The sequence below is a fragment of the Solirhodobacter sp. genome (assembly GCF_964715405.1).
On sequence record NZ_CBAICG010000007.1, the window covers coordinates 31,140 to 53,660 of the forward strand.

General features: G+C 68.3%; 16 protein-coding genes. 11 read left to right on the forward strand and 5 right to left on the reverse strand.

The genetic code is table 11. The features are described 5' to 3' along the window. Positions 1-360: 360 nt before the first annotated feature. Positions 361-1,392: a uroporphyrinogen decarboxylase gene (gene hemE / locus AC11WY_RS04495; RefSeq protein ID WP_482922977.1), complete on the forward strand. Its 1,032-nt coding sequence runs from the start codon at positions 361-363 to the stop codon at positions 1,390-1,392. Here hemE and pbpC read toward each other — a convergent pair whose 3' ends face one another. Next, complete coding sequence (pbpC, locus tag AC11WY_RS04500; RefSeq protein WP_482922979.1) at positions 1,393-3,432, reverse strand: penicillin-binding protein 1C; 2,040 nt, start codon at positions 3,430-3,432, stop codon at positions 1,393-1,395. Beyond that, a complete protein-coding gene (locus AC11WY_RS04505; RefSeq protein WP_482922981.1) occupies positions 3,429-8,879 on the reverse strand; it encodes an alpha-2-macroglobulin family protein in 5,451 nt (1,816 codons plus the stop codon). The genes pbpC and AC11WY_RS04505 overlap by 4 nt, the downstream gene beginning before the upstream one ends. A gap of 174 nt (positions 8,880-9,053) precedes the next feature. Between AC11WY_RS04505 and AC11WY_RS04510 the strand changes: the two genes are divergently transcribed. Continuing rightward, entirely contained in the window at positions 9,054-11,276 is a 2,223-nt protein-coding gene (locus AC11WY_RS04510; RefSeq protein WP_482922982.1) for a response regulator, read from the forward strand. A 1-nt stretch (position 11,277) separates the two neighbouring features. Here the strand turns inward: AC11WY_RS04510 and yaaA are convergent, their stop codons facing one another. Genes yaaA through AC11WY_RS04525 form a run of 3 tightly spaced genes read right to left on the reverse strand, consistent with a single transcriptional unit; the run spans position 11,278 to position 14,389 of the window. Beyond that, entirely contained in the window at positions 11,278-12,045 is a 768-nt protein-coding gene (yaaA, locus tag AC11WY_RS04515) for a peroxide stress protein YaaA (protein WP_482922984.1), read from the reverse strand. Between the two features lie 11 nt (positions 12,046-12,056). Then, a complete protein-coding gene (recQ, locus tag AC11WY_RS04520; RefSeq protein ID WP_482922986.1) occupies positions 12,057-14,102 on the reverse strand; it encodes a DNA helicase RecQ in 2,046 nt (681 codons plus the stop codon). Continuing rightward, positions 14,102-14,389, reverse strand: a complete 288-nt coding sequence (locus tag AC11WY_RS04525; RefSeq protein WP_482922988.1) for a YggT family protein — start codon at positions 14,387-14,389, stop codon at positions 14,102-14,104. Before AC11WY_RS04525 ends, recQ begins: the two co-directional genes overlap by 1 nt. A 172-nt stretch (positions 14,390-14,561) precedes the next feature. On the opposite strand from AC11WY_RS04525, the gene AC11WY_RS04530 reads away from it, so the two are divergent. From AC11WY_RS04530 to AC11WY_RS04570, 9 genes are all read left to right on the forward strand, one after another. Then, complete coding sequence (locus tag AC11WY_RS04530) at positions 14,562-15,110, forward strand: acyl-CoA thioesterase (protein WP_482922990.1); 549 nt, start codon at positions 14,562-14,564, stop codon at positions 15,108-15,110. Between the two features lie 63 nt (positions 15,111-15,173). Then, a complete protein-coding gene (locus AC11WY_RS04535; RefSeq protein ID WP_482922992.1) occupies positions 15,174-16,517 on the forward strand; it encodes an MFS transporter in 1,344 nt (447 codons plus the stop codon). Beyond that, on the forward strand, positions 16,514-17,416 hold the full coding sequence (gene mepA, locus AC11WY_RS04540; protein WP_482922994.1) for a penicillin-insensitive murein endopeptidase: 903 nt from the start codon (positions 16,514-16,516) through the stop codon (positions 17,414-17,416). The genes AC11WY_RS04535 and mepA overlap by 4 nt, the downstream gene beginning before the upstream one ends. Next, positions 17,389-18,279 carry an esterase-like activity of phytase family protein gene (locus AC11WY_RS04545; RefSeq protein WP_482922996.1) on the forward strand — a complete coding sequence of 297 codons (891 nt, stop codon included), beginning with the start codon at positions 17,389-17,391 and terminating at the stop codon, positions 18,277-18,279. Before mepA ends, AC11WY_RS04545 begins: the two co-directional genes overlap by 28 nt. 85 nt (positions 18,280-18,364) lie before the next feature. Next, a complete protein-coding gene (locus tag AC11WY_RS04550) occupies positions 18,365-18,988 on the forward strand; it encodes a queuosine precursor transporter (protein ID WP_482922998.1) in 624 nt (207 codons plus the stop codon). Positions 18,989-19,246: 258 nt separating this feature from the next. Beyond that, the gene (locus tag AC11WY_RS04555) at positions 19,247-19,747 is read left to right on the forward strand and encodes a hypothetical protein (protein WP_482923000.1); all 501 of its coding nucleotides are present in this window, start codon (positions 19,247-19,249) and stop codon (positions 19,745-19,747) included. Positions 19,748-19,844: 97 nt separating this feature from the next. Beyond that, entirely contained in the window at positions 19,845-20,270 is a 426-nt protein-coding gene (arfB, locus tag AC11WY_RS04560) for an alternative ribosome rescue aminoacyl-tRNA hydrolase ArfB (RefSeq protein ID WP_482923002.1), read from the forward strand. Continuing rightward, positions 20,267-21,529, forward strand: a complete 1,263-nt coding sequence (locus tag AC11WY_RS04565) for an aspartate aminotransferase family protein (protein WP_482923004.1) — start codon at positions 20,267-20,269, stop codon at positions 21,527-21,529. The genes arfB and AC11WY_RS04565 overlap by 4 nt, the downstream gene beginning before the upstream one ends. Further along, complete coding sequence (locus tag AC11WY_RS04570; protein ID WP_482923006.1) at positions 21,526-22,470, forward strand: phosphotransferase enzyme family protein; 945 nt, start codon at positions 21,526-21,528, stop codon at positions 22,468-22,470. Before AC11WY_RS04565 ends, AC11WY_RS04570 begins: the two co-directional genes overlap by 4 nt. The last annotated feature ends 51 nt before the right edge of the window (positions 22,471-22,521 follow it).

The following is a 22,521-nucleotide window of genomic DNA, read 5'->3' on the forward strand; positions in this document are numbered from 1 at the left end:
TCCGCGGCGCAACGGGCGGTCGAGGAACCCCCTGAAAAGGCGATCGCCATCCGCAACGGAGGCGATACGGGAACCCTGCGCCGGGGTGCAGGTGTGCCGTGACGGACGGCAGTGTCTTGTCGACGGGTGGGGTCCGCCAACCTTGCCCAGGGCGTCTGAAACCCTGACGGGCGGCACGATCCCGCCCGCGCCTCCAACAGCGCATCGAGGGGGTCCGTGTTCTTGGCCATCTGCACCGGGTGTGCTCGATCTGGCTCCTGGGCGGCGTATCTCCGTGGCGAAGGCTGGTCACGGACAGGGTCGCCGTGCTTGACTTCACCGCGCCGACGTCGGACCACGGGCGAAACCGGAGGATGGTCCATGCCAGAAGACAAGAAGATCCTGCGTGCGCTGGCCGGCGGCCTGCAGGCGATCCCGCCGGCTTGGATGATGCGGCAGGCGGGGCGCTATCTGCCCGAATACCGCGCCACGCGGGCGCAGGCGGGCGATTTCCTTGCGCTGTGCTACACCCCCGATCTGGCGGCCGAGGTCACGCTGCAACCGATCCGCCGCTACGGCTTCGATGCGGCCATCCTGTTCGCCGACATCCTGCTGATCGCGCAGGCGCTGGGGGCGGACCTGTGGTTTTCCACCGGCGAGGGGCCGCGCCTGTCCACCATCACCGGCGCCGCGGATCTGGCCCGGCTGAAACCGGTGGACCAGATCGACGCGACCCTGGCCCCGGTTTATGAAACGGTCCGCATCCTTGCCCGTGCGCTCCCGCCCCAGACGACGTTGATCGGCTTTGCCGGAGCGCCGTGGACGGTGGCCACCTACATGATCGCCGGGCGCGGCACACCCGATCAGGGCCCGGCCCATGCGCTGATGCAGGCCGACCCCGCCACCTTTGATGCGCTGATCGAGATGTTGATTTCGGCAACGATCGAGTATCTTTCGGCCCAGATCCTGGCCGGGGCCGAGGTGGTGAAGCTGTTCGACAGCTGGGCCGGGTCGCTGAAGGGCGACGCCTTCGTGCGCTACGCGCTGGAGCCGACGCGCCGGATCATCACGGCGCTGAAGGCGCGCCATCCGGGCGTGCCGGTGATCGCTTTCCCGCGCGAGGCGGGGCAGGGCTACATCGGTTTCGCCAAGGCGACGGGCGCGGATTGCGTCGCGCTCGACAATTCCGTCTCGGCGGAGTGGGCGGCGGCGCATGTGCAGGTCGATGGCTGCGTGCAGGGCAACCTCGACCCGAAGTACATGGTGCTCGGCGGGCCCGAACTGGTGACCGAGACGCGGCGGATCGTGCGCGCCTTCTCGCACGGGCCGCATATCTTCAACCTGGGCCATGGCATCACGCCGGATGCCGACCCCGACAACGTGCAGCGGATGCTGGACGCGATCCGGGGCTGATCAGCGCAGCCGGATCGACACGCCCGCCGACCGGCCCTGCCCGTCGATCACCGACAGGTTGACGAACCCCGGCCCCGGCATCGGCAGCACTTCCTGCCGTTCATGCGAGGCGACGGCGACCGGCATTCCGTCGGCCAGCCAGGTGAAGGGGGCAACGCCGTTCTGCACCCGCACCAGCAACTCGCCCCCTGACAGCTCGACCTCGGCCCCATCGGGCGGGAAGGCGACGGAGGGTGCGTCAGGCGCGGGCAGGAACGCCGCCTGACGGCTGCGGAACCGTTGCAGCGGCGCGGGCAGTTCGGCGTTGGAAACGGTCAGCGTGGCGGGCGGTGGCGGGCCCTGCGGGTCAAGCGCGGGTTTCAGCCGCGCGAAGGCCTGAAACAGCACCGGTGCCGCCAGTTCGCCGCCAAAGGCCCCCGGCACCGGCGTGCCATCGGCATGGCCCATCCAGACCCCGATCACGTCCGTCCCGTCGAAGCCCACCGCCCAGGCATCTCGGTGGCCGTAGCTGGTGCCGGTCTTGTAGGCCAGCCGGTTTGCGGGCTGACCGGGCGGCGGCGCGAGGCCTGCGAGGATGTCGCCCACCTCCCAGGCCGCCACGGCCGACATCACCCGCTGCCCCTCGGCGCGGGGTGCGCCCTGTTCCACCGTCAGCGGCAGCGCCACGCCGCCGCGCGCGATGGCCGCGTAAAGCTGCACCAGGTCTTGCAGGGTGACGCCCTCGCCCCCCAGCGCCACCGCCAGCCCCGGCTGCCCGCCCGGCACCACGGCGTGAACCCCGGCGCGGGCCAGGCCCGCCATCAGGTTGGCCGGGCCAATCGCGTCGGTGAGCATCACCGCCGGAATGTTCAGCGACAGTTGCAGCGCCTCGCGCAGCCGGATCGTGCCGCGGTACCGGTGGTCGAAGTTCTGCGGCGCGTAGCCGTTGAAGTTCACCGGCTTGTCGTCGATCAGCGTCTCGGGGTGCGCCAGCCCCTCGTCGAAGGCCAACCCGTAAATCAGCGGCTTCAGGGTCGATCCGGGCGAGCGCAGCGCCTGCGTCATGTCGACAAAGCCCTGCCGGTGGTCGGCCTCGTAGGCGGCGGATCCGACCTCGGCGAGGATCTCGCCGGATCGGTGATCGGCCACCACGATGGCCACCTGCAACCGCTCGCCTCCCTGCGCCACGGCATCGGCGGCCAGCGTTTCCAGCTTGGCCTGCAGATCGGCGTCGATCGTGGTGCGGTGGATGATCTGGTCGGGGGACGCGGCGCGCAGCCGGTCCGTCAGGTGCGGGGCGAGGCCGGGGAAGGGCTGTCGGGTGGTCGGAACAGGCTCTGTCATGGCGGATTTCGCCTGCGCCGGGGTCAGCGTATGCTCGGCCACCAGCCGCTCCAGCACCCGCGTGCGCGCCGCGCGCGCCGCAGCGGGATCGCGGTCGGGGCGGCGCGTTTCCGGCGATTGCGGCAGGGCCACCAGCAGCGCGGCCTCGGCCGGGGTCAGCCGCCGTGGTTCCTTGCCGAAGTAGGTCAGCGTCGCCGCCCGCACCCCCTCCAGATTGCCGCCAAAGGGCGCGATCTGCAGATACAGAGACAGAATCTGCGCCTTCGTCAGCCGCCGCTCCAGCGCCAGGGCGAGCCTGATCTGGCGGAATTTGCCCGCCACATGCCCGGTGCCGCTATCCTCCAGCAGCCGCGCGACCTGCATCGTCAGGGTCGATCCGCCCGAAACGACATGGCCCTGCGTGACCGCCTGCATCGCCGCGCGCAGCAGCGCCCAGGGATCGACGCCGTCATGCTGATAGAACCGCCCGTCCTCATAGGCGATCAGCATCTGCAGATAGGCCGGGTCCACCTGCGACGGGTCCACCCCCGGCCGCCAGATGCCATCTTCCACCGTGAAGGCACGCAACAGGCGGCCATCGCGCGCCAGCATCTCGACCGAAACCCCAAGATCGAGCGGCGGAATCACCGTCGCATCGACCCAGGTGTCGAACCCCTCGCGCCCCAGCCCCGCCAGCCACAGCGCCAGCGCGGCGCCAAGGAACCAGCGCGCCCTCACGGCGTGACCGTCACCGTGCCCGTATCGCCGTGGGCGCGGATGTCGGGGCGGTACATGTCTTCGACGCTGGCTGCCGGGTGGTGGAACGTGCCGGGCGAGATCGCGCGAACCACATAGGCCAGCGTGAACGGCGAGTTGTCGGTGCGGTCGACCTGCGTCAGGAAGCGGTCCTGCCGGAACTCGCTGTGGGCCACGTCGGTGGTCGCGTCCAGCCAGTCGAAGGCGCTGATGTCCCCCGAGGCCAGCAGGTTCGGGTCGTCGATCTCGAACCCGGCAGGCAGCGGATCGCTGACCATCAGCCGCGCCTCGCCGTTGCCGAAGGGCGTGACCTCCAGCACCGTCACCAGCCGGGTTCCGGCCTTCACGGTGTCGATTTCGGCGGGCTGGCCGTCCATCGTGTAGTAGCTGCGCTTGATCGCATAGCCGGTGCCGCCCGACGGTTCCGGCTTCACCGGCACGCCATAGGTGGTGAGTGTCAGCGTAGCCGAGGCGGTCGAGCCGTTGTGGATATCAAGCCCGGCCCCCACCGTCTGCGCCTCCAGCACCTTCACCAGCGGCCCGGTGACGGGTTCACCATTCACGGTAAAGCCCTCGGCGCCCGGCCTGTCGATCAGCGCATGGGTGGCCAGCAGCGTCCAGGTCTCTTCCTGCGTGGACATGTCGCCGGTAACGGCGGCGGCGACACGGTCCGTCAGCGCGGCAGCGTTTATCGCCGTACTGCCGGCCTCGGTCGCCAGCGTCAGCACGGCTGCGGCATCGCGGCGGTTGGTGCCGTAGTCGGCGCGCAAGACCTGCGGCCCGTCGGCCCCCACCCGCGCGCCCATCTGCCGCCCGGCCTGCCGGAACATCGCATCCGCCCGCGTCTGGTCACCATAGGCCGCCAGCGCCGCGCCGAGTTGCGCCGAGGCGATCGGGGTGTCGAAGGCCGCCGCCTTCACGTCGGCGTAGTAGCGCAGGTCGCCCACCGCCGCCGCGCCTTCACGCGCCAGCACCATCAGGGCATAGGCCATCGGCCCGCCGTCCTTGTCGAAATCCGGCGCGGAATTGACCTGGTTGCGCAGATTGTCCAGCGCCATGCGGAAAGCGTGGTCCGGCACCTTGAAGCCCTGCGCCCGTGCCCGGCTGAGGAAGTCGGTCACATAGGCATCCAGCCACATGTCACCCGAATCCGGCCCCCAAAGCCCGAACGACCCGGTATCGGACTGATTGGTCAGGATCGCGGTGATCGCCTGATCCACCCGGTCCTTCAGGTGGTCGCGGGTGGCAAGACCCATCGCGGACGCCACATCCTCGAAGTAAAGCAGCGGCATCGCCTTCGACGTCATCTGCTCGGTGCAGCCGTAGGGATAGCGGTCGAGCGCGGCCAGCAAGCCGGGCGCGTTGAACCGCGCGATCGGGCCGACGGTAACCGTCGCCTGCCCGGTGCCGGGTTGCAGCCCATCGAAGGCGTTCTTGTCGAAGGTGAAGCTTTTCCCCGCCGCAAGGTCCAGCCGCGTGGTGCGCGTGACCGCGGGGTCCAGCGTCTCGACAGTCAGCGAAAGCTGCTTGTCCAGCCGCTTGCCGTCCGGCGTGGTCAGGACCACGTCGATCGTCTGCACGCCAACAGCCCCGGCCGTGATCGGGATCGACAGCGTCTGCTTGCCACCCTCTTTCAGGTCCACGCCCGACAGCGTCTCGCCCAGCTTCACCCCGTCGGACGACACATCCAGCCCCATCCGCCCCGCCGGGCCCTTTGCATGGACAATCTCCAGCAAGAGCCTGCTCTGGTCGCCGGGCGCCATGAAGCGCGGCAGGCTTGCCGTCACCACCACCGGGTCGCGCACCAGCACATCGGCGCTGGCCTGCCCGACGCCGGTCTTCGACCAGACGACCGCCATCACTTTTACCGTGCCATTGAACGGCGGCAGCATGAAGTTGGCATGGGCAAGGCCATCCGCCCCCACCTGCACCACGCCGGAATAGAAGGCCACCAGCTTTTCCGTCGGTGGCGGCGCCTGCAAGCGGGCGCCCGCGCCCGAGTCACCGCCCGAGCGCACGGTGCCCAGATTGCCGTTCAGCCCGTCGATCAGCCGCCCGTAAACGTCGCGGATGCCGACGCCCAGCTTGCGCTGGCCGAAGTAATGGTCCGACGGGTCAGGCGGCGTGAAGGCGGTCAGGTTCAGGATGCCGACGTCCACCGCCGCGATGGTGGCAAAGCCGGTGTCGCCCGGTTGCAGCCCGTCCACCTTCACCGCCACGTCCAGCGGCCCGCGCGGATCGGCCTCGGGCGCGGTCTGGATGCTGGCGGCAAGCTGCCGCATCCCCGGATCGACCTTGGCATAGGTCAGCCCCAGCGCCCGCGCCGGGTTGCGCCCTGCCGCCTCGTCCATCGGGCGGATCACCGAGACGGTGACATAGGCGCCCGGCCCCCAGTCGGCCGTCACGGGCACCGGGATCATGTTCTCGCCCGCCTTCACCTCGGCCACCTGGCGCGAGATCAGCTTGTTGGACAGCACCGAGATCATCGCCGTTCCGCCCGCGCGCGGCACCACCCGCAACATCGCGGTATCGCCCGGCTTGTAGGCCGGTTTGTCGAGCGACATGTCCAGCGTGTCGGGCGTGGCGCTGGCGTCGGCGGGCGCGAACCATCCGGCATAGAACTGCACCGACGCCGCGGCATAGCTGCCGTCGGCCCGTTCCACCCGCAGCTCGTAGTCGCCCCAGGTCACCGGGGCCTCCACCGCCACCGGTCCGGCGGCGGTCAGGTCGGCGACGCCCTCGGCCAGGCGGGTCCGCGTGGTCATCGGCGTCCAGTCCCAACTGCCATAGCTCTGGAACCACTGATAGCGTGTCTCGATCCGGTTCAGCACCCAATGCGCCTTCATTGCCGCGGGCTTGCCATCCGGGCCCACCGCGATCAGGTCAAAGCGCGCCTTGTCGTTCTCGGCCACCACGTCCTGGAACAGCGGTTTGATCCCGATCACCGGCGCCGAGGGCGTCAGCGCCGCGGTGATCTTGCGTTCCACCGGGCGGCCCGATCCTTCGGCGACCCGCACCACCGCCGTCATCTGCAGCGGCCGGGCCGGATCGTCGATCTGCGGCAAGGCGGCCTGCACGGTCGCGGTGCCGGTGTCATCGGTCCGCTCGCCATCCGGCAGCGCCTGCGTCTGGGTCGAGAAGGGTTCATCATACTTGCCGAAGCTGTAGCCGGGGAAGCCGTCGAGCGCGCTGACCGCGCTCACCTGCACCTCGCCCGAAACCGACAGGTCCGCCCCCGGCGCGCCGAACAGGTATTTCGCGGCGATGCCAAGGTCGGGCGCGTCGCCCAGGTGGATTGGCGTCGTCGGCAGGCTCAGCGTGAAGTCGATCCGCTCGGGCAGGAAATCCGCCACCAGGAACCCGGTCGAAGCCAGCGGCGGCGCATTCACATCGGCGAGAATGTCCAGCTTCCAAGGCCCGCGCGGCGCGGAATCGGCCAGCGCGAGGTCAAACGTGTGCCCCCCGGCGCCCGCGTCCTGCGTCAGCGCGCGGGAGTATTCGACGCCGTCCGGCCGGGTCAGCCGCGCTGTCAGTGGCAGGCCCGCGATGGCTGCCGCCGCGCCGTCGCGCGCGAGGGCCGTCACATGCACGGTCTCGCCCGCGCGGTAGGCCCCGCGATCGGTGGTCAGGAACACGTCCACCGGCGGCGCGGCCTCATGCCCGGCCACGCCGCGGTCGGACAGGTCGAACTCGGGGTCGGTCAGCGGCAGGAAGCCGAAATCCGTGTCACCCTCGGCCACCGTCACCAGCCCCGGCGCGGCGCTGCCCGTGCCGCGAGTCAGCCCGGCGGCGAAGTCGGCGTTGCCGTCGGCATCCGTCACCGCGGTGCCCAGCACCAGGTTCGACTGCGACATCAGCGTTACCGTCAGCCCGGCTTTCGCCGCCGTGGTGCCAAGACTGCGCACCGTCACATGCAGCCCATCGACCCCGCTGAAGCTGGTGATGCCAAGGTCCGAGATCACGAACCATTGCGTTGCAGGCGGCACGTCATAGGGGTCTTTGCCCGGCACCGAGGCGTTCAGCGCGTAGATGCCCACCGGCAGCGTCTTCATCACCGTATCCAGCGGCAGACGCGTCACCACGTCCTTGTTGACCTCCATCCCGACATCGGCGGTGCCTGACCAGACATCTTCGGCAACCTGGCTGGCGAAGGTTTCGTCGTCATAGGCCGACAGCGGGCGGCCGAAATAGTCGTTCTGGATCGCCCGCAGGATGTTGCGGTCGCTGACCCGGCGCAGCTTCAGGTCGATCGTCTTCACGTTCACCGTATCGACCGGAATCGCCGCCACCGTGGCGCGCGGCAGCACATAGGCGCGGCCGGGGAAGCTGACCAGGGGCGCCCGGTCGCGGACGTAGAGCGTGATGGTGACCGGCTTCACCAGCGTTTCCCCATCCGCCGCGGGCAGCCCGGCGCGGAAGGTGACGGCATAGCGTTGCCCGTGGTCGAGCCCGCCGATGCAAAGCTGGCTGCCATCCGCCTCGACCGACAGGCCCGGCTGCGGCAGTTGTACGAAGGGCGCGTAATCCACCCCGGTTTTGACCAGATCGGCCGAGAAGGTGGCGCAGATGCGTGGGGTGGCGCTGTCGCTTTCCGCCGTCTGGTCGGTGATGTGGAACCCGTAAAGCCCAACCGCCTTGTCAAGCGCGGCCGCCGTATCCTCGCGCGGCTGCGCGGCCTGCGCCAGCTTCAGCGCCGGGATCATGTCGCGCCCGCGCCCCACCGCCTCCAGCGCCTGCGCCATCTGGGCCAGCGCCGAGGCCCGCATGGGCGCCGCATCGGCCCGCAGATAGGCGTTGACCGTCGCCGACAGCGCCCGCGCTTTCAGATCGTCGGGCCCCTCGGCCTTGCTGTCCTGCGCCGCGAGCAGCAGCAGCCGGGCATAATCCACCCACTGATCGGCTGCGTCCGTCGCGTTGACGGCCGCGCCCTCGAACTTCGACGCCGTCAGCGCATCGCCCGACTTCTCGATCGCGATCGCTTGCGACAGCAGGTCCGGCACCGCCTGATCGCCCGCGATATGCATGTCGCCCAGCCCCTGCGCCTGGGTCAGAGCCGTGGAGAAATCGTCATCGGTCAGGAACGACAGTTCCTTCTTGCGGGTCTCGGCGCGCTGGATCGTGGCCTTTGGTGTATCGACCACGATGGCCGAGAACGCCCCCGTATAGGGCGCTGCCTTGCCCGCCGCCGTCTTCGGAAAGCAGGATCCCGCCCGGCTGTTGAAGGTGAGGGCCTTGCACTGCGCATTGGTGAGGCAGGCTTGTTCGCAGGCCTCCAGCGTGGTGTCGAAGATCGCTTGAAGGTCGCTGCCCGGCAGATCGACATCTTGTGTCAGAATCGCGCGCCGTGCCGGGATCGTCGTGTCCAGCGCAAGGCTGGGCAGTGCGGTCAGGCAGGATGCGAAAAGAGCAGCGGCAGCAAACAGGCGCATGGCAATATCCTCCGGTCGTCAATGGCGGCATGCTGGCACATCGCTTCGTGCTCATGCAACGATTCCACGTCAGCAGCGACCTTGCGACCCACTTGCCTTAAGGCGGCGTTCATCCTGTTGCGCCAGTCTCGGGCCCGGCGCGCCCCCCGGGGCCGTCATGTGACGGAGGACGGGATGACGCTGGCGGAAAAACTGGCCAAGGAACGGCGCGCAAGGCTCGCGGCCGAACGGATGCTGGAACACAAGCAGCGCGAACTGTTCGCGGCCAATGAAAAGCTTGCGCTGCATGCGCGTTCGCTGTCGAACCAGATCGTGGAACAGCGCCAGGTGGTGCGCAGCGCCCTGTCCGAGGCGGAGGCGCTGAAGGGGCAGAACAGCCGTTTCCTGACCGACCTCGACCGCGCCCATACCGCCGCCGTGATGGCCGAACGCCGCCTGTGGGATTCGGTCGAAACGATTCGCGACGGCTTCGCGGTGTTCGATACCTCGTTGAAGATGGTGGCCGCGAATCACGCCTACCTGGCCGTCTTCGCGGGCCACCCCGAGGTTGCCCCGGGCATTGGCTACGAGGCGATCCTGCGGCTCTGCTGGGAAAAGAAGCTGGTCGAGGTCGGCGAGGCCGGGCGGGAGGACTGGGTCGGCCAGGTGCTCGGCCGCTGGGATCAGGATCCGATCCCGCCGGTGGTGGTGCGGTTCTTCAACGGCCAGTATGTCAAGCTGATCGACCGGCGCGCCCGCGACGGCGACATGGTCACGCTGGCGCTGAACATCACCGAAACTATCGCGCGCGAGGCTGAACTGCGCGAGGCGCAGGAACGCGCCGAGGCCGCGAACCGCGCCAAGTCGGCCTTCCTCGCCAACATGAGCCACGAGATCCGCACCCCGATGAACGGCGTCGTCGGGATGGCGGAACTGCTCTGCGATACCACCCTTAGCGAGGAACAGCGGCTCTATGCCGAAACGATCAAGACCTCGGGCGAGGCGCTGCTGGTGATCATCAACGACGTGCTGGACTATTCCAAGATCGAGGCCGAGCGGATCGTCCTGCACCCCGAGCCATTCGATCTGGAACGCTGCATCCACGATATCGTCATGCTGATGCAGCCGACGGTGCAGGGAAAGCACATCGACCTGCTGATCGACTTCGACATTTTCCTGCCCACCTGCTTTGTCGGCGACCCCGGCCGCATCCGGCAGGTGCTGACCAACCTGATCGGCAACGCGGTGAAGTTCACCGACCACGGTCAGGTGCTGATCCGCGTCGTCGGTTTCGAGGCCGATCCCGGCCTGCAGGAACTGCACATTTCCATCGAGGATACCGGCATCGGCATCGCCGCCGAACACCTCGACCACATCTTTGGCGAGTTCAACCAGGTCGAAGACCAGTGGAATCGCAAGTTCGAGGGCACTGGTCTCGGCCTCGCCATCACGCAACGGCTGATCGAGCACATGGGCGGCTCGATCTGGGTCGAGTCCGACGCGGGGCAGGGATCGTGCTTCGGTTTCGAACTGGTGCTGCCGGTCGCCGAGGATGCAGGCGCGGACCCGGCGCCGCCGATCGCGCTGCACCGCGCGCTGGTGGTCGATGACCAGTTGACCAACCGCCGCATCCTGCAACGACAACTGGAAACCTACGGACTGGAGGTGGTCACCTGCCGTTCCGGCGCCGAGGCGCTGGCGGCGGTGGCATCAGGCCCGGCGTTCGACGTCGTGCTGACCGATCACAACATGCCCGACATGGACGGTGTGATGCTGGCCCACCGGCTGCGCGACGCCCGGCAAACGGTGCCGATCTTGCTGCTCAGTTCGCACCCCGGCCCGGTGCGGGAGGACGCGCGCGCCCGCGGCGAACTGGCCGCGATCCTGCAAAAGCCGGTGCTGCGCCGCGACCTGTTCCGTTGCCTGCAATCGCTGTCCGCCCCCGCCGCGGCCGCAGTCGGCGCCGCGCGTCCTCCGGCCCCGCCACCGGAACTGCGGGCCATGCGCGTGCTGGCGGCCGAGGACAACCGCACCAACCAGCTGGTGTTCCGCAAGATGACCAAAGACCTCGACATCGACCTTGTCTTTGCCGCCAACGGGCTGGAGGCGCTGGACCTGCACGCAAGTTTCGCGCCCGACCTGATCTTCATGGACATTTCGATGCCCGAGATGGACGGCCGCGCCGCTGCCCGCGCCATTCGTGCCGCCGAGGTCGGCAGCGCGGCGCATGTGCCCATCGTCGCGCTGACCGCCCACGCGATGGAGGGGGATGCCGAGGGTATCCTGGCCGCCGGAATCGACTTCTACCTGACCAAACCGCTGCGCCGCGCCGCGATCACCGAGCGGATCGTGGCGCTTTGCCCCGCGGCCGCGCGCCCGGTTCTGGCGCGGGTCGAGGCCGACACCGAGGCCGCCTGAGCTATCCGCCGCGCAGGAACACGCGGCGGGCGCCGTCCGACAGGTCGGGGGCAAACCGGTAGCCGCCCGCCTCGAAGCTGTCGATGTCGCGCGGGTCGGTCAGCCGGTTTTCCACGATGAACCGCGCCATCGCCCCGCGCGCCTTCTTGGCCCAGAAACTGACGATGCCCTGCTTGCCGTCGCGGTCCTCCAGAAACACCGGCGTGACCACCCGCAACGCCAGCGCGGGACGGGCCGCGGCGGTGAAATACTCGACCGAGGCGCAGTTGATCAGCACGTCTGACCCAACCGCCGCTGCGGCCGCGTTCAGCGCCTCGGCCACGCGGTCGCCCCACCAGTCATAAAGGGTCGCGCCGCGCCCGGTTGCCAGACGGCTGCCCATCTCCAGCCGGTAGGGCTGAATCCGGTCGAGCGGGCGCAACAGCCCGTAAAGCCCCGACAGGATGCGCAGATGGTCTTGCGCCCAGATCAGCGCGTCGCGGCCCAGCGTCTTTGCCTCCAGCCCGGCATAAGTGTCGCCGGCAAAGCCGAAGGCGGCGGGGCGCAGCGATTCAGGCTCTGGCACCGCCGAAAACGCGGCAAATCGGCCGCGGTTCAGCCGGGCCAGCGCCTCGCTGATTCCCATCAGCTTGCGCAAGTCCGCCATGCCAAGCCCGCGCGCATGTTCGGCCAGCGCCACTGCATCGTCGGCGAAGACCGGATCGGTCAGCGGCAGTTCGGGCGTCGGGCCCCAGTCCAGCCGTTTCGCGGGGGAAATGACGACAAGCATCGGTTCTTCCTTCAGGCCTCGTCCAGCACGGCAAGGAAAGCCGCCCCGAAGCGTTCCAGCTTCAGCGACCCCATGCCCTGAACCGCCTCCAGCGCATCGAGGGTTGCGGGGCGCTGTTCGGCGATCTTGCGCAGGGTCGACGTGGTGCAGCTAAGCGGTTTTTCGGTTCCGTCCAGCCCCCGGCGCAGGCGCAGCTCTTCTTCCTGAAGGCGGTCATAGACCGCGCCCGCGTCGCGCCCGGCCAGTCTGCGCCGCTGCGGGTGCTGCGGCTCTGGCACCGCGCCGGTGATCACCGCCAGAAAGGCCGCGCCATAGCTCTCCAGCTTCTTGACGCCAACCCCGGTGATGCCCGCCATCTGGTCCAGCGTCTCCGGTCGCCGCTCGGCCATCTCGATCAGGGTGCGATCGGGGAAAACGATGTAGGCGGGCACCCGCGCCGCCTCGGCCAGCGCGCGCCGCTTGGCCTTCAGCGCCGACAGCAGCGGCGCGTCTTCCTCGCCCACAAGGGTCTTCACCACCGGTCTCGTGTGCGTCTGCACCGTGTCGCGCCGCAGCCGGACGGTGTCTTCCCCGCGCAGGATCGGCCGCGCGGCCTCCGTCATGCGCAGCGCGCCGTGCCGTTCCGCGTCGGGGCGCACTAGATCGCGGCCCATCATCTGGCGAAAGATCGCCTGCCAGACCGGTTTCGTCAGGTCGCGCCCCACGCCGAAGGTGGGCAACTGGTCATGGTTGCGCTGGCGCACCTTGTCGGTCGCGGTCCCGGTCAGGATGTCGATCAGATGCCCGGCGCCAAAGCTTTCGCCGGTGCGCAACATCGCCGACAGCGCCTTGCGCACCGCTTCGGTCGCGTCGAACGTATCGGGCGGCGTATCGCACAGATCGCAGGTGCCGCAGGGGGCCGAGGTTTCGCCGAAATAGCCCAGCAGCACCTGGCGCCGACAGGCCACCGCCTCGGCCAGTCCCAGCAGCGCGTTCAATCGGGCGTGGTCGGCGGCCTTCCGTTCCGGCGGCGCCAGACCCTCGTCGATCTGGCTGCGGCGCAGGCGAATATCCTCGGGGCCGTAGAGCGTCAGCGTTTCGGCGGGGGCGCCGTCACGGCCGGCGCGACCGATTTCCTGATAATAGGACTCGATCGACTTCGGCAGGTCGGCATGGGCGACCCAGCGGATGTCGGGCTTGTCGATGCCCATCCCGAACGCGACGGTCGCCACCACGATCAGCCCGTCTTCCTGCTGAAACCGTGTCTCTGCCAGCCGCCGCGCCTCGGCCTCCATCCCGCCGTGATAGTGCAGCGCCATCATCCCGGCCTCGCGCAGCGCCTGCGCCAGCGTTTCCGTCTTGGCCCGTGTGCCGCAGTAGACGATGCCGGATTGACCCCGCCGGGCGGCCGCAAAATCGAGGATCTGGCGCCGCGGTTCATCCTTGACCGCGAAGGCAAGGTGGATGTTCGGCCGGTCGAAGCCGCGCAGGAAGGTGGCGGGCGCCTGCCCGTCAAACAGCCGCGTGACAATCTCGGCCTGCGTCTCGGCGTCCGCCGTGGCGGTAAATGCGGCCAAAGGCACGTTCAGCGCGCGACGCAACTCGCCGATGCGCAGGTAATCGGGGCGGAAGTCGTGGCCCCACTGGCTGACGCAATGCGCCTCGTCCACCGCGATCAGCCGGGTGTTGATGCGGCGCAACAGCGCGAGTGTGCCGGTGCCCGCAAGCCGCTCCGGCGCCATGTAGAGCAGTTTCATCCGCCCTTCGTCCAGCGCCTGAAACACCTCTTCGGTTTCTTCGTCGGTGTTGCCCGAGGTCAGCGCCCCGGCCTCGACTCCCGCCGCGCGCAGGGCCCGCACCTGATCCCGCATCAGCGCGATCAGCGGCGAGATGACGACCGTCACCCCCTCGCGGCAGAGCGCGGGCAGTTGAAAGCACAGCGACTTGCCGCCGCCGGTCGGCATGATGGCCAGCGTGTTCTGGCCCGCCAGCACCGCCGCAACGATCTCGGCCTGCCCCGGCCGGAAGCCGGGAAAGCCGAAAACCGAGTGCAGAAGCGCCTGGGGGTCGGCCGTCATCAGCCGTAGATGGGGAAGTTGCGCTGCACGACCATCTTCAGCGCGATGATCGCGAAGAACACGACCAGCGGCGCCAGATCGAGCGTGCCGGTATCGGGCAGAATGCGCCGCACCCGCGAGTAGATCGGATTGAGCAGCCGGTTCAGGCCGTCCCAGATCTGGTAGACCAGCGGCTGGCGCAGGTTCAGCACCTGGAAATTGATCAGCCAGCTCATGATGACGTGAACGATCACGACAAAATAAAGCAGGTTGAGCACAAGCATGAGGATGTCGCCGATTGAGCCCATGGGTGGTGGCCTTTCTCTCTGAATCGTTCGCACGGCTACCTTTCCCGGCCGGAAAGGGCAACCGTCTTCCCCGCCAGATGGGGTGCAGGCGGACTGTCGCAAGGTTGTCGCTTGACGTTTTCGCTGCAACGCGGCACGTCCGGCCCCGGCAGAGCCGCCGCAGGAGACGCCGATGTATCCCTTCCTCCGCCTCGCGACGGAACTCTTCCTTTACCGCAAGGCGCCGCCGCTGAAGGTGGGTCAGGCGCATCTGTCGCACCACACCTGCATGCCCTGGGATCTCGATCCCTGGGCCGAGTTGAACAACGGCCGCACCCTGACGCTCTATGATCTTGGCCGGGTGCCCTTCGGCGCGCGGGTCGGGATGCACGGCGTTCTGCGGCGCGAGGGCTGGGGCATGACGGTGGCGGGCGCCACCGTGCGCTACCGCCGCCGGGTGCGGGCCTTCGACCGGATCGAGATGTGCACCCGCTGCATTGGCTGGGATTCGCGCTTTCTTTACATCGAGCAAAGCATGTGGCGGCACGGCGAATGCACCAGCCATGTGCTGATCCGCTCGGCCGTGACCAGCGCGGAAGGCATCGTCGCGCCGGTGCGGATGATCGAGGCGCTGGGTGGCGATCCGGTCAGCCCGGCCCTGCCCGGCTGGGTCGCCGCCTGGATCGAGGCGGACGCCCAACGCCCCTGGCCGCCCGAGCGCGGAGCCGCCCCCGCGGCCTGATCTGCCTTGCACGGCCGAGGCATTCCCTGTCTTATCCCGTTCACCGAAGTGTGAGGGAATCCGATGGCCGACGTGTCCAAGCAGCGCCGCATCTGGGGCTGGTTCTTCTACTTCTGGGCCGGGCAGCCCTATTTCACGCTGCTGCTGACCTTCATCTTCGCGCCCTATGTCACCGATCTGGTCGGCAGCGGCTCGGGCGCGCAGACGATCTGGGGCTACTCCAACACCGCCTTCGGCCTGATCGTGGCGTTTGCCGCGCCGTTCTTGGGCGCCATCGCCGACAAGACCGGGGGGCGCACCCGCTTCATCGCGGTCTTCTCGGTGCTCTACGTGCTGGGCGCCTGGGGCCTGTGGTATGCCGTGCCGGGGCACTTCAGCCTTGCGTTCATCCTGTTCTCCTTCGGCCTTGGCCTGATCGCGACCGAGCTTTCCGCGATCATCGCCAACGCCATGCTGCCGGACCTCGGCGAGCCAGGGGAGCTTGGCCGCATCTCGGGCTCGGCCTGGGGCTTTGGCTATGTCGGCGGCGTCGTCTCGCTGGTCCTGATGCTGTGCTTCTTTGCCGAACAGCACTCTGGCCTGACCCTGATCGGCATCAAGCCGATCTTCGGACTGGACGCCGGGCTGCGCGAGGGCACCCGTGCCGTCGGCCCCTTCACCGCGATCTGGTTCGCGATCTTCATCATCCCGTTCTTCCTGTGGACCCGCGATCCGGTCCGGCCCGGCTCGCCCGGCGTTCTGGCTGCGGCCCGCATGGCCTGGCCCGAGCTGAAGGCGACGCTGGCCGCGCTGCCTTCCAACCGCAACCTGCTCATGTTCCTGATCGCTTCGATGTTCTACCGCGATGCGCTGAACGGGATGTTCATCTTCGGCGGCATCTATGCCTCGGGCGTGCTGGGCTGGTCGGTGGTGAACGTCGGCGTCTTCGGCATCATCGCCGCCGTTTCGGGCGCGATCTTCGCCTGGCTCGGCGGCAAGGCGGATTCGGCCTATGGCCCCAAGGTGGTGATCATCGTCTGCCTGATCGTGCTGACCGGGGTCGCGGTGGCAACGCTGTTGCTGTCGCGCACCTCGGTGCTGGGCATCCCGGTGGCCGAAACCTCCAGCCTGCCCGACATCACGTTTTACATCCTTGGCGCCCTGATCGGCGCCGGAGCAGGCTCGATTCAGGCCGCCAGCCGCACCATGATGGTGCAACTGGCCGACCCCGAGAAGATGACCGAGGCCTTCGGGCTTTACGCGCTGTCCGGGCAGGCGACCTCGTTCATCGCGCCCTTCGCCATCGGCGTGACGACCGCGATCACCGGCAGCCAGCAGGCGGGCATTTCGCCGCTGATCGGGCTGTTCGTGCTGGGGCTGCTGCTCTTGCTCTTCGTGCGCTCGACGCCGCAACGGGCGGCCGCGTGATGCGGGCGGCGGCATGCCTTCTTGCGCTTGCGCTGGCCGTCCCGGCCGGGGCCGAGCCGCTGGCCACCACGCTGTTCGGCGCCGTGACCGCGCCCACCCCCGGCGCGCCCGATCCGGTCGGCAGCTACGCCCGCGGCTGCACGGGCGGCAACGTCGAAATGCCGGAGACCGGGCCGACGTGGCAGATGATGCGGCTGTCGCGCGACCGCAACTGGGGCAACCCGGTGACGGTGCAGTTCCTCCAAGACCTCAGTGCCTATGCCGCCACCCGGCCCGGCTGGGCAGGCCTCTACATCGGCGACATCGGCCAGCCGCGCGGTGGTCCGATGGCCTCGGGCCACGCCAGCCACCAGATCGGGCTGGATGCCGATATCTGGTATCTGCCGCCGAAGTCGGTGACACTCAGCCGTGACGCGCGCGAAACGCTGGGCGCGAATACCGTTCAAACCGCTGACATGACCAAGGTGAACGGCAACTGGACGCCTGAAGACGCCGCGATCCTGCAACACGCCGCCGCCGATCCGCGCGTGGATCGCATCTTCGTTGCCGCCACGGTCAAGCTGGCGCTGTGCAAGACCGCGACTGCGGCCGACACGCCCTGGCTGCAAAAGCTGCGCCCCTGGTATGGCCATGACGACCATTTCCATGTGCGCCTGAAATGCCCGGCGGGCGCCAGCGAATGCCAAAGCCAGACGCCGACGGTGAACGAGATCTCCAGCGGCGGCAGCGGTTGCGACGCCAGCCTGACCTGGTGGGTGACGACCTACCTTGAGGAACTCAGGCACCCGCCGAAGCCGACCAAACCCACCACGCCGCCGAAGCCCAAGCAACGCGGCCCGCGCGAGTTCATCCTCTCCGACCTGCCCGCCAAATGCGCCGACATCCTCGCCGGCCGCTGATCGCGGCGCTTCTTGCGCTCGCCCTGCCGACCGCCGCCCTGCCCAGTCCGAAGGCGGCTTTCGTTGGCACTTACCGCTGGCAGATCGACGACCGCGCCTTCGGCGGCTTTTCCGGGCTGGAACTGTCCGACGACGGCGCGCAGTTCACCGCCCTGTCGGACCGTGGCCATATCACCGCGGGCACGCTGACCCGCGACGCCGCTGGCGCGGTCACCGGTGCGACGGCCGGGCCGCTCCTGACGCTGCTGGGCGAGAACGGCCGACCGCTGCCGCGTGGGAAGGCCGACGGCGAGGGGCTGGCGATTGCGCCCTCGGGCGATGTCTACATCTCGTTCGAAGAGGTTCACCGCGTCCTTGACTATCGCCGCCTCGGCGGCGTGCCAAAGGTGCTGCCCCGTCCCCCCGACTTCGCCCGGATGGAGGCGAACAAGTCGCTGGAAACGCTGGCGATCGACAGCAACGGCTGGCTCTACACCACGCCCGAGCGGGTGCCCGAGACCGGCGGCCTGAAGCTCTACCGCTTTCGCAACGGGCGCTGGGATCAGCCCTTTGCCCTGCCGAAGCTTGGCAGCTTCCTTCCCGTTGGCGCCGATTTCGGCCCCGATGGCCGGTTCTACCTGCTGGAACGGGACTACGCCCTTCTCGGTGGCTTCCGCAGCCGGGTGCGCCGCTTCACCTTCGGCCCGACCGGCGCCGATGGCGGCGAGACGCTGCTGGAAACCGCGCTCGGCACCTTCGACAATCTCGAAGGCATCGCTGTGTGGTCCGACGCGCAGCACCGCATCCGGCTGACGATGGTGTCGGACGACAATTTCAGTCCGTTCCAGATCACCCAGTTCGTCGATTACCGCGTCACGGAATGACTTGATCCGCCCGCGTGCCGGGGGTAAGCGGCGCAGTCCCCAGCCGGGGCCAAGTCTCCGCGACCTTGTCAAAACGGAAACCCGCATGACCCGATCCACCCTCTTTGGCGTTCTCGCCATGGCCACCATCGTCGTGGCCTCCAACATCCTGGTGCAGTTCCTGCTTGGCCAATGGCTGACCTGGGGCGCCTTCACCTATCCGTTCACCTTCCTCGTCACCGATCTGATGAACCGCCTGCACGGCGCCCGCGTTGCGCGCCGCGCGGTCTTGATCGGCTTCGTGGTCGGCATCGGCTGCTCGTTCATCGGCAGCCAGATCACCGGCGCCTTCGGCCCGCTCGTCACCCACCGCGTCGCGCTTGCCTCCGGCACCGCCTTCCTCGTGGGTCAGTTGATGGACATCACCGTCTTCAATCGCCTGCGCCGCCGCGAGTGGTGGCGCGCACCGCTGGCCGCCTCGCTGGTCGGCTCGGCGCTGGATACGATGATCTTCTTCTCGATCGCCTTCGCCGCCGCCCTGGCCTTCCTCGAACCCGCCAACGACGTCGGCTGGGCCAATCAGGCCTTGCCGCTGCTGGGCCTCGGCCCGGTGGTTCCGCTCTGGGTCAGCCTGGGCGCCGCCGACTGGGGCGTGAAGATGACGCTCGCCTTGGTGGCACTGCTCCCCTACCGCGCCGTTGTTTTGCGTCTTGTCGCAAGGGTAGCGTAAAAGCTTTTGACAAACACAAAATCTGTGGCAACCTTCAAGGGAACGCAACCCATCGAAAGGAGGTGATCCAGTGTCTAGAGTGATGTTGGAGAGAGGTGTCGGAACAGTCAGGAGGCGCTTTGCCTGAGGGCAGCCCCGAAGGCAAACACACCCTGATTGGGCCTAGCTCCTAACTGGCCCCATCTCCTTGGATCTCGGAGGGCCGCGCGCAAGCGCGGCCCTTTCCGTTAGCTGTTCACGAGCGAAATGGAGAATGACTTGGAGATGGTTTTCTTCTGCGATCTGCCCGTCTATCGACTTTCAGAGCCTGAGTACGAGAAGTGGCAGGACAATCGGTACAGGCAGGACACCGCTGACCTCCGCTCGGCTGAGGCGCAGGGCTTCACTATTCCTTTGACGACCTACACCTTCTTTCAGGAGAGGCTTCGCGAGAGATATGGGCCGTGGCAATTCAACGAAATTCTTGGATACATTCGTCTCCATTTCTTGGGATCACGGCTACGGGGCCAATATTTTAGCGCAGAGAAGGCAAGAAATCCGGTGTCAAGGCACAAGGTCTTCACTTGCCGGAGTGTGAACCTTTCGTCCGAAATGGGAATCTCAAAGACTGCGAGCAATGAGGAAATCTATGCGACGATCCGCGAGTACATCAAAAATTGCCGCGGTGAACTCCGAGCGGGCCGGGTGATTGATGCGGCGCAACTCATGGCTCTGGGTCCACATGTTGACTGGCGCGGCCTGGTGAACGGCTCCGACTAATACGAAATCCCCTTGCGCGCGGCGCCTCATCCGCTAGCGAGCTCCAACCGTCTTCTTCACGCTTTCCGCCGCCCCCGCCTTCCCCTACCTTCCCCCCATGCTGCAGATCACCGACACCCTCACCCTTGCCGACTGGGAACTGACCGAGAGCTTCATGCGCTCGTCGGGGCCCGGCGGGCAGAACGTGAACAAGGTGGAAACCGCGGTGGAACTGCGGTTCGAGGCGGCGCGCAGCCCGCATCTTTCCCCCTCGGTGAAGGCGCGTCTGAAGCGTCTTGCCGGGCGGCGCTGGACGCTGGACGGCGCCATCGTGCTGCGCGCCGAGGAAACCCGCAGCCAGGAACGCAACCGCGCGCTGGCGCGGGAACGTCTGGTCGAGATGATCCGCGAGGCTCTGGTGCCGCCGAAACCGCGCATCGCCACGCGCCCCACTTTGGGCTCCAAACGTCGCCGCATCGCGGGCAAGGTCGCCCGGGGGCAGGTGAAATCCCTGCGCGCCCGCCCCGAAGAGGAACCCGAATGACCCGCACCGAAGACCTTCTGGCCCGCCGCCGCCGCTTCCTTGGCCCCAACGTGCCGACCTTCTACGATGAACCGGTGGAGATCGTGCGGGGGCAGGGCGTCTGGCTCTGGGATGCCGAAGGCCGTCGTTATCTCGACTGCTACAACAACGTGCCGCATGTCGGGCACTGCCACCCGCAGGTGGTGGAGGCGATCTGCCGTCAGGCCGCCACGCTGAACACCCACACCCGCTACCTGCACGAAGCGATCCTGACCTACGCCGAGCGCCTGACGGCGAAGTTCGACCATGACCTCACCACGCTGATGATGGTCTGCACCGGGTCCGAAGCGAACGACGTGGCGCTGCGGATGGGGCAGGCGATGACCGGCAAGACCGGCATGATCGCGACCGATGCCACCTACCACGGCAACACCGCGCTGGTCAGCCAGCTTTCCACCCGCCGCCCGCCGATCGGGGGCTATGCGCCCAACGTCCGCCTGATGCCCGCGCCCGACCCTATCCGCCACCCCGACGACGGCACCGCCTTCGCGGCCCATGTCACCCGCGCCATCGACGAGCTTCAGGCCAGCGGCCACGGCTTCGCCAGCCTGATCCTCTGCCCCTTCTTCGCCAACGAAGGCTTCCCCGCCCTGTCGCCCGGCTTCCTTGACGAAACCGTCAGGGTCGTCCGCAAGGCGGGCGGCATCCTGATCGCCGACGAAGTGCAGCCGGGCTTTGGCCGCCTTGGCAGCCACTGGTGGGGCCATCAGGCGCTGGGCTTCGCGCCCGACGTCGTCACCATCGGCAAACCGATGGCGAACGGCCACCCGGTCGCCGCCGTGATCGCCCGGCCTGACGTGATGGAGGCGTTCCGCGGCGCCTTCGGCTACTTCAACACCTTCGGCGGCAACCCGGTCAGTTGCGCCGCCGCCCTCGCCACGCTCGACGTGATCGAGGCCGAGGGGCTGGTGGACAACGCCCGCGACGTCGGCGCCCATGCGCTGGCCCGCCTGCGCGCGCTGACCCACCCCCGTATCGCCGATGTGCGCGGGCAGGGCCTGTTCTTCGGCGTCGAATTCACCGAGCCCGGCACGACCATCCCCGCCACCGCCTTCGTGCTGACGCTGGTGGAGGAAATGCGCCGCCGCGGCATCCTGCTCAACAAGATCGGTCCCGGCGGCGGCACCCTGAAGATCCGCCCGCCGATGCCCTTCAGCCGCGAAAATGCGGACCTCCTGGCGGACACGCTGGCCGAGGCCCTCGCCGGGATGCCGGAATGACCACCGCCGAGGCCGCCGAGGCGCTCGCCGCCTGGGGCCCCGGCGCCCCGCCCCGCCTGATCAAGGACCGCGAGAACGCCGTCTACGAGGTCCGTCTGCGCAGCGGTTCCCGCGCCGCCCTCCGCCTCCATCGGCCCGGCTACCAGAGCGCCGAGGCGATCCGCTCGGAACTGGTCTGGACCGAGGGTCTTGCCGACGCGGGCCTGCCCGTGCCGCGCCCGGTCGCCTCGGCGCAGGGCGAGTTGATCCAGATCCTTTCCACCGGGCGAATTGCCTCGGTGGTGGAATGGGTCACGGGCGAGCCCCTTGGCGAGGCATGGACGCCACTGCCCGGCACCGCCGCCCTGCAGGCCGACACCTTCCGCCGCATCGGCGCCCTGCTCGCCCGGCTCCACGCCGCCACCGATGCGCTGAGCCTGCCGCCCGGCTTCACCCGCCCGGCCTGGGACGAAGACGGCCTGCTCGGCGAGACCCCGCTCTGGGGTCGGTTCTGGGAAAACCCGGCCCTGACCGGGCCCGAACGCGGCATCCTCCGCGCGGCCCGGACCGAGGCTCGCGCCCGCCTCGCCACCCTGCGCCCCGCCGCAGACTACGGCCTGATCCACGCCGACCTGATGCGGGAAAACCTGCTGATCGACGGCACCACCATCCGCCTGATCGACTTCGACGATTCCGGCTCCGGCTTCCGCCTCTACGACCTCGGCACGCTGATGCTCCAGAACCTCGACGAACCGGCCTACCCCGACCTGTTCGCCGCCGCCGCCGAAGGCTACGCCAGCCTCCGCCCGCTCGACGCCGCCCGGATCCCGATGTTCGTCATGCTGCGCTGCCTCGCCTCCTGCGGCTGGGCGGTTCCGCGCCTTCCCTCGGGCTCGCCCCGCTTGCGCGACTACGCCATCCGCGCCGTCCGGCAGGCTGAGGGTTTTCTCGAGTCTCTCTGATCTTCTTCCGTTTGAAAATATCCTCGGGGGGCGCGGGGGGCAGACAGCCCC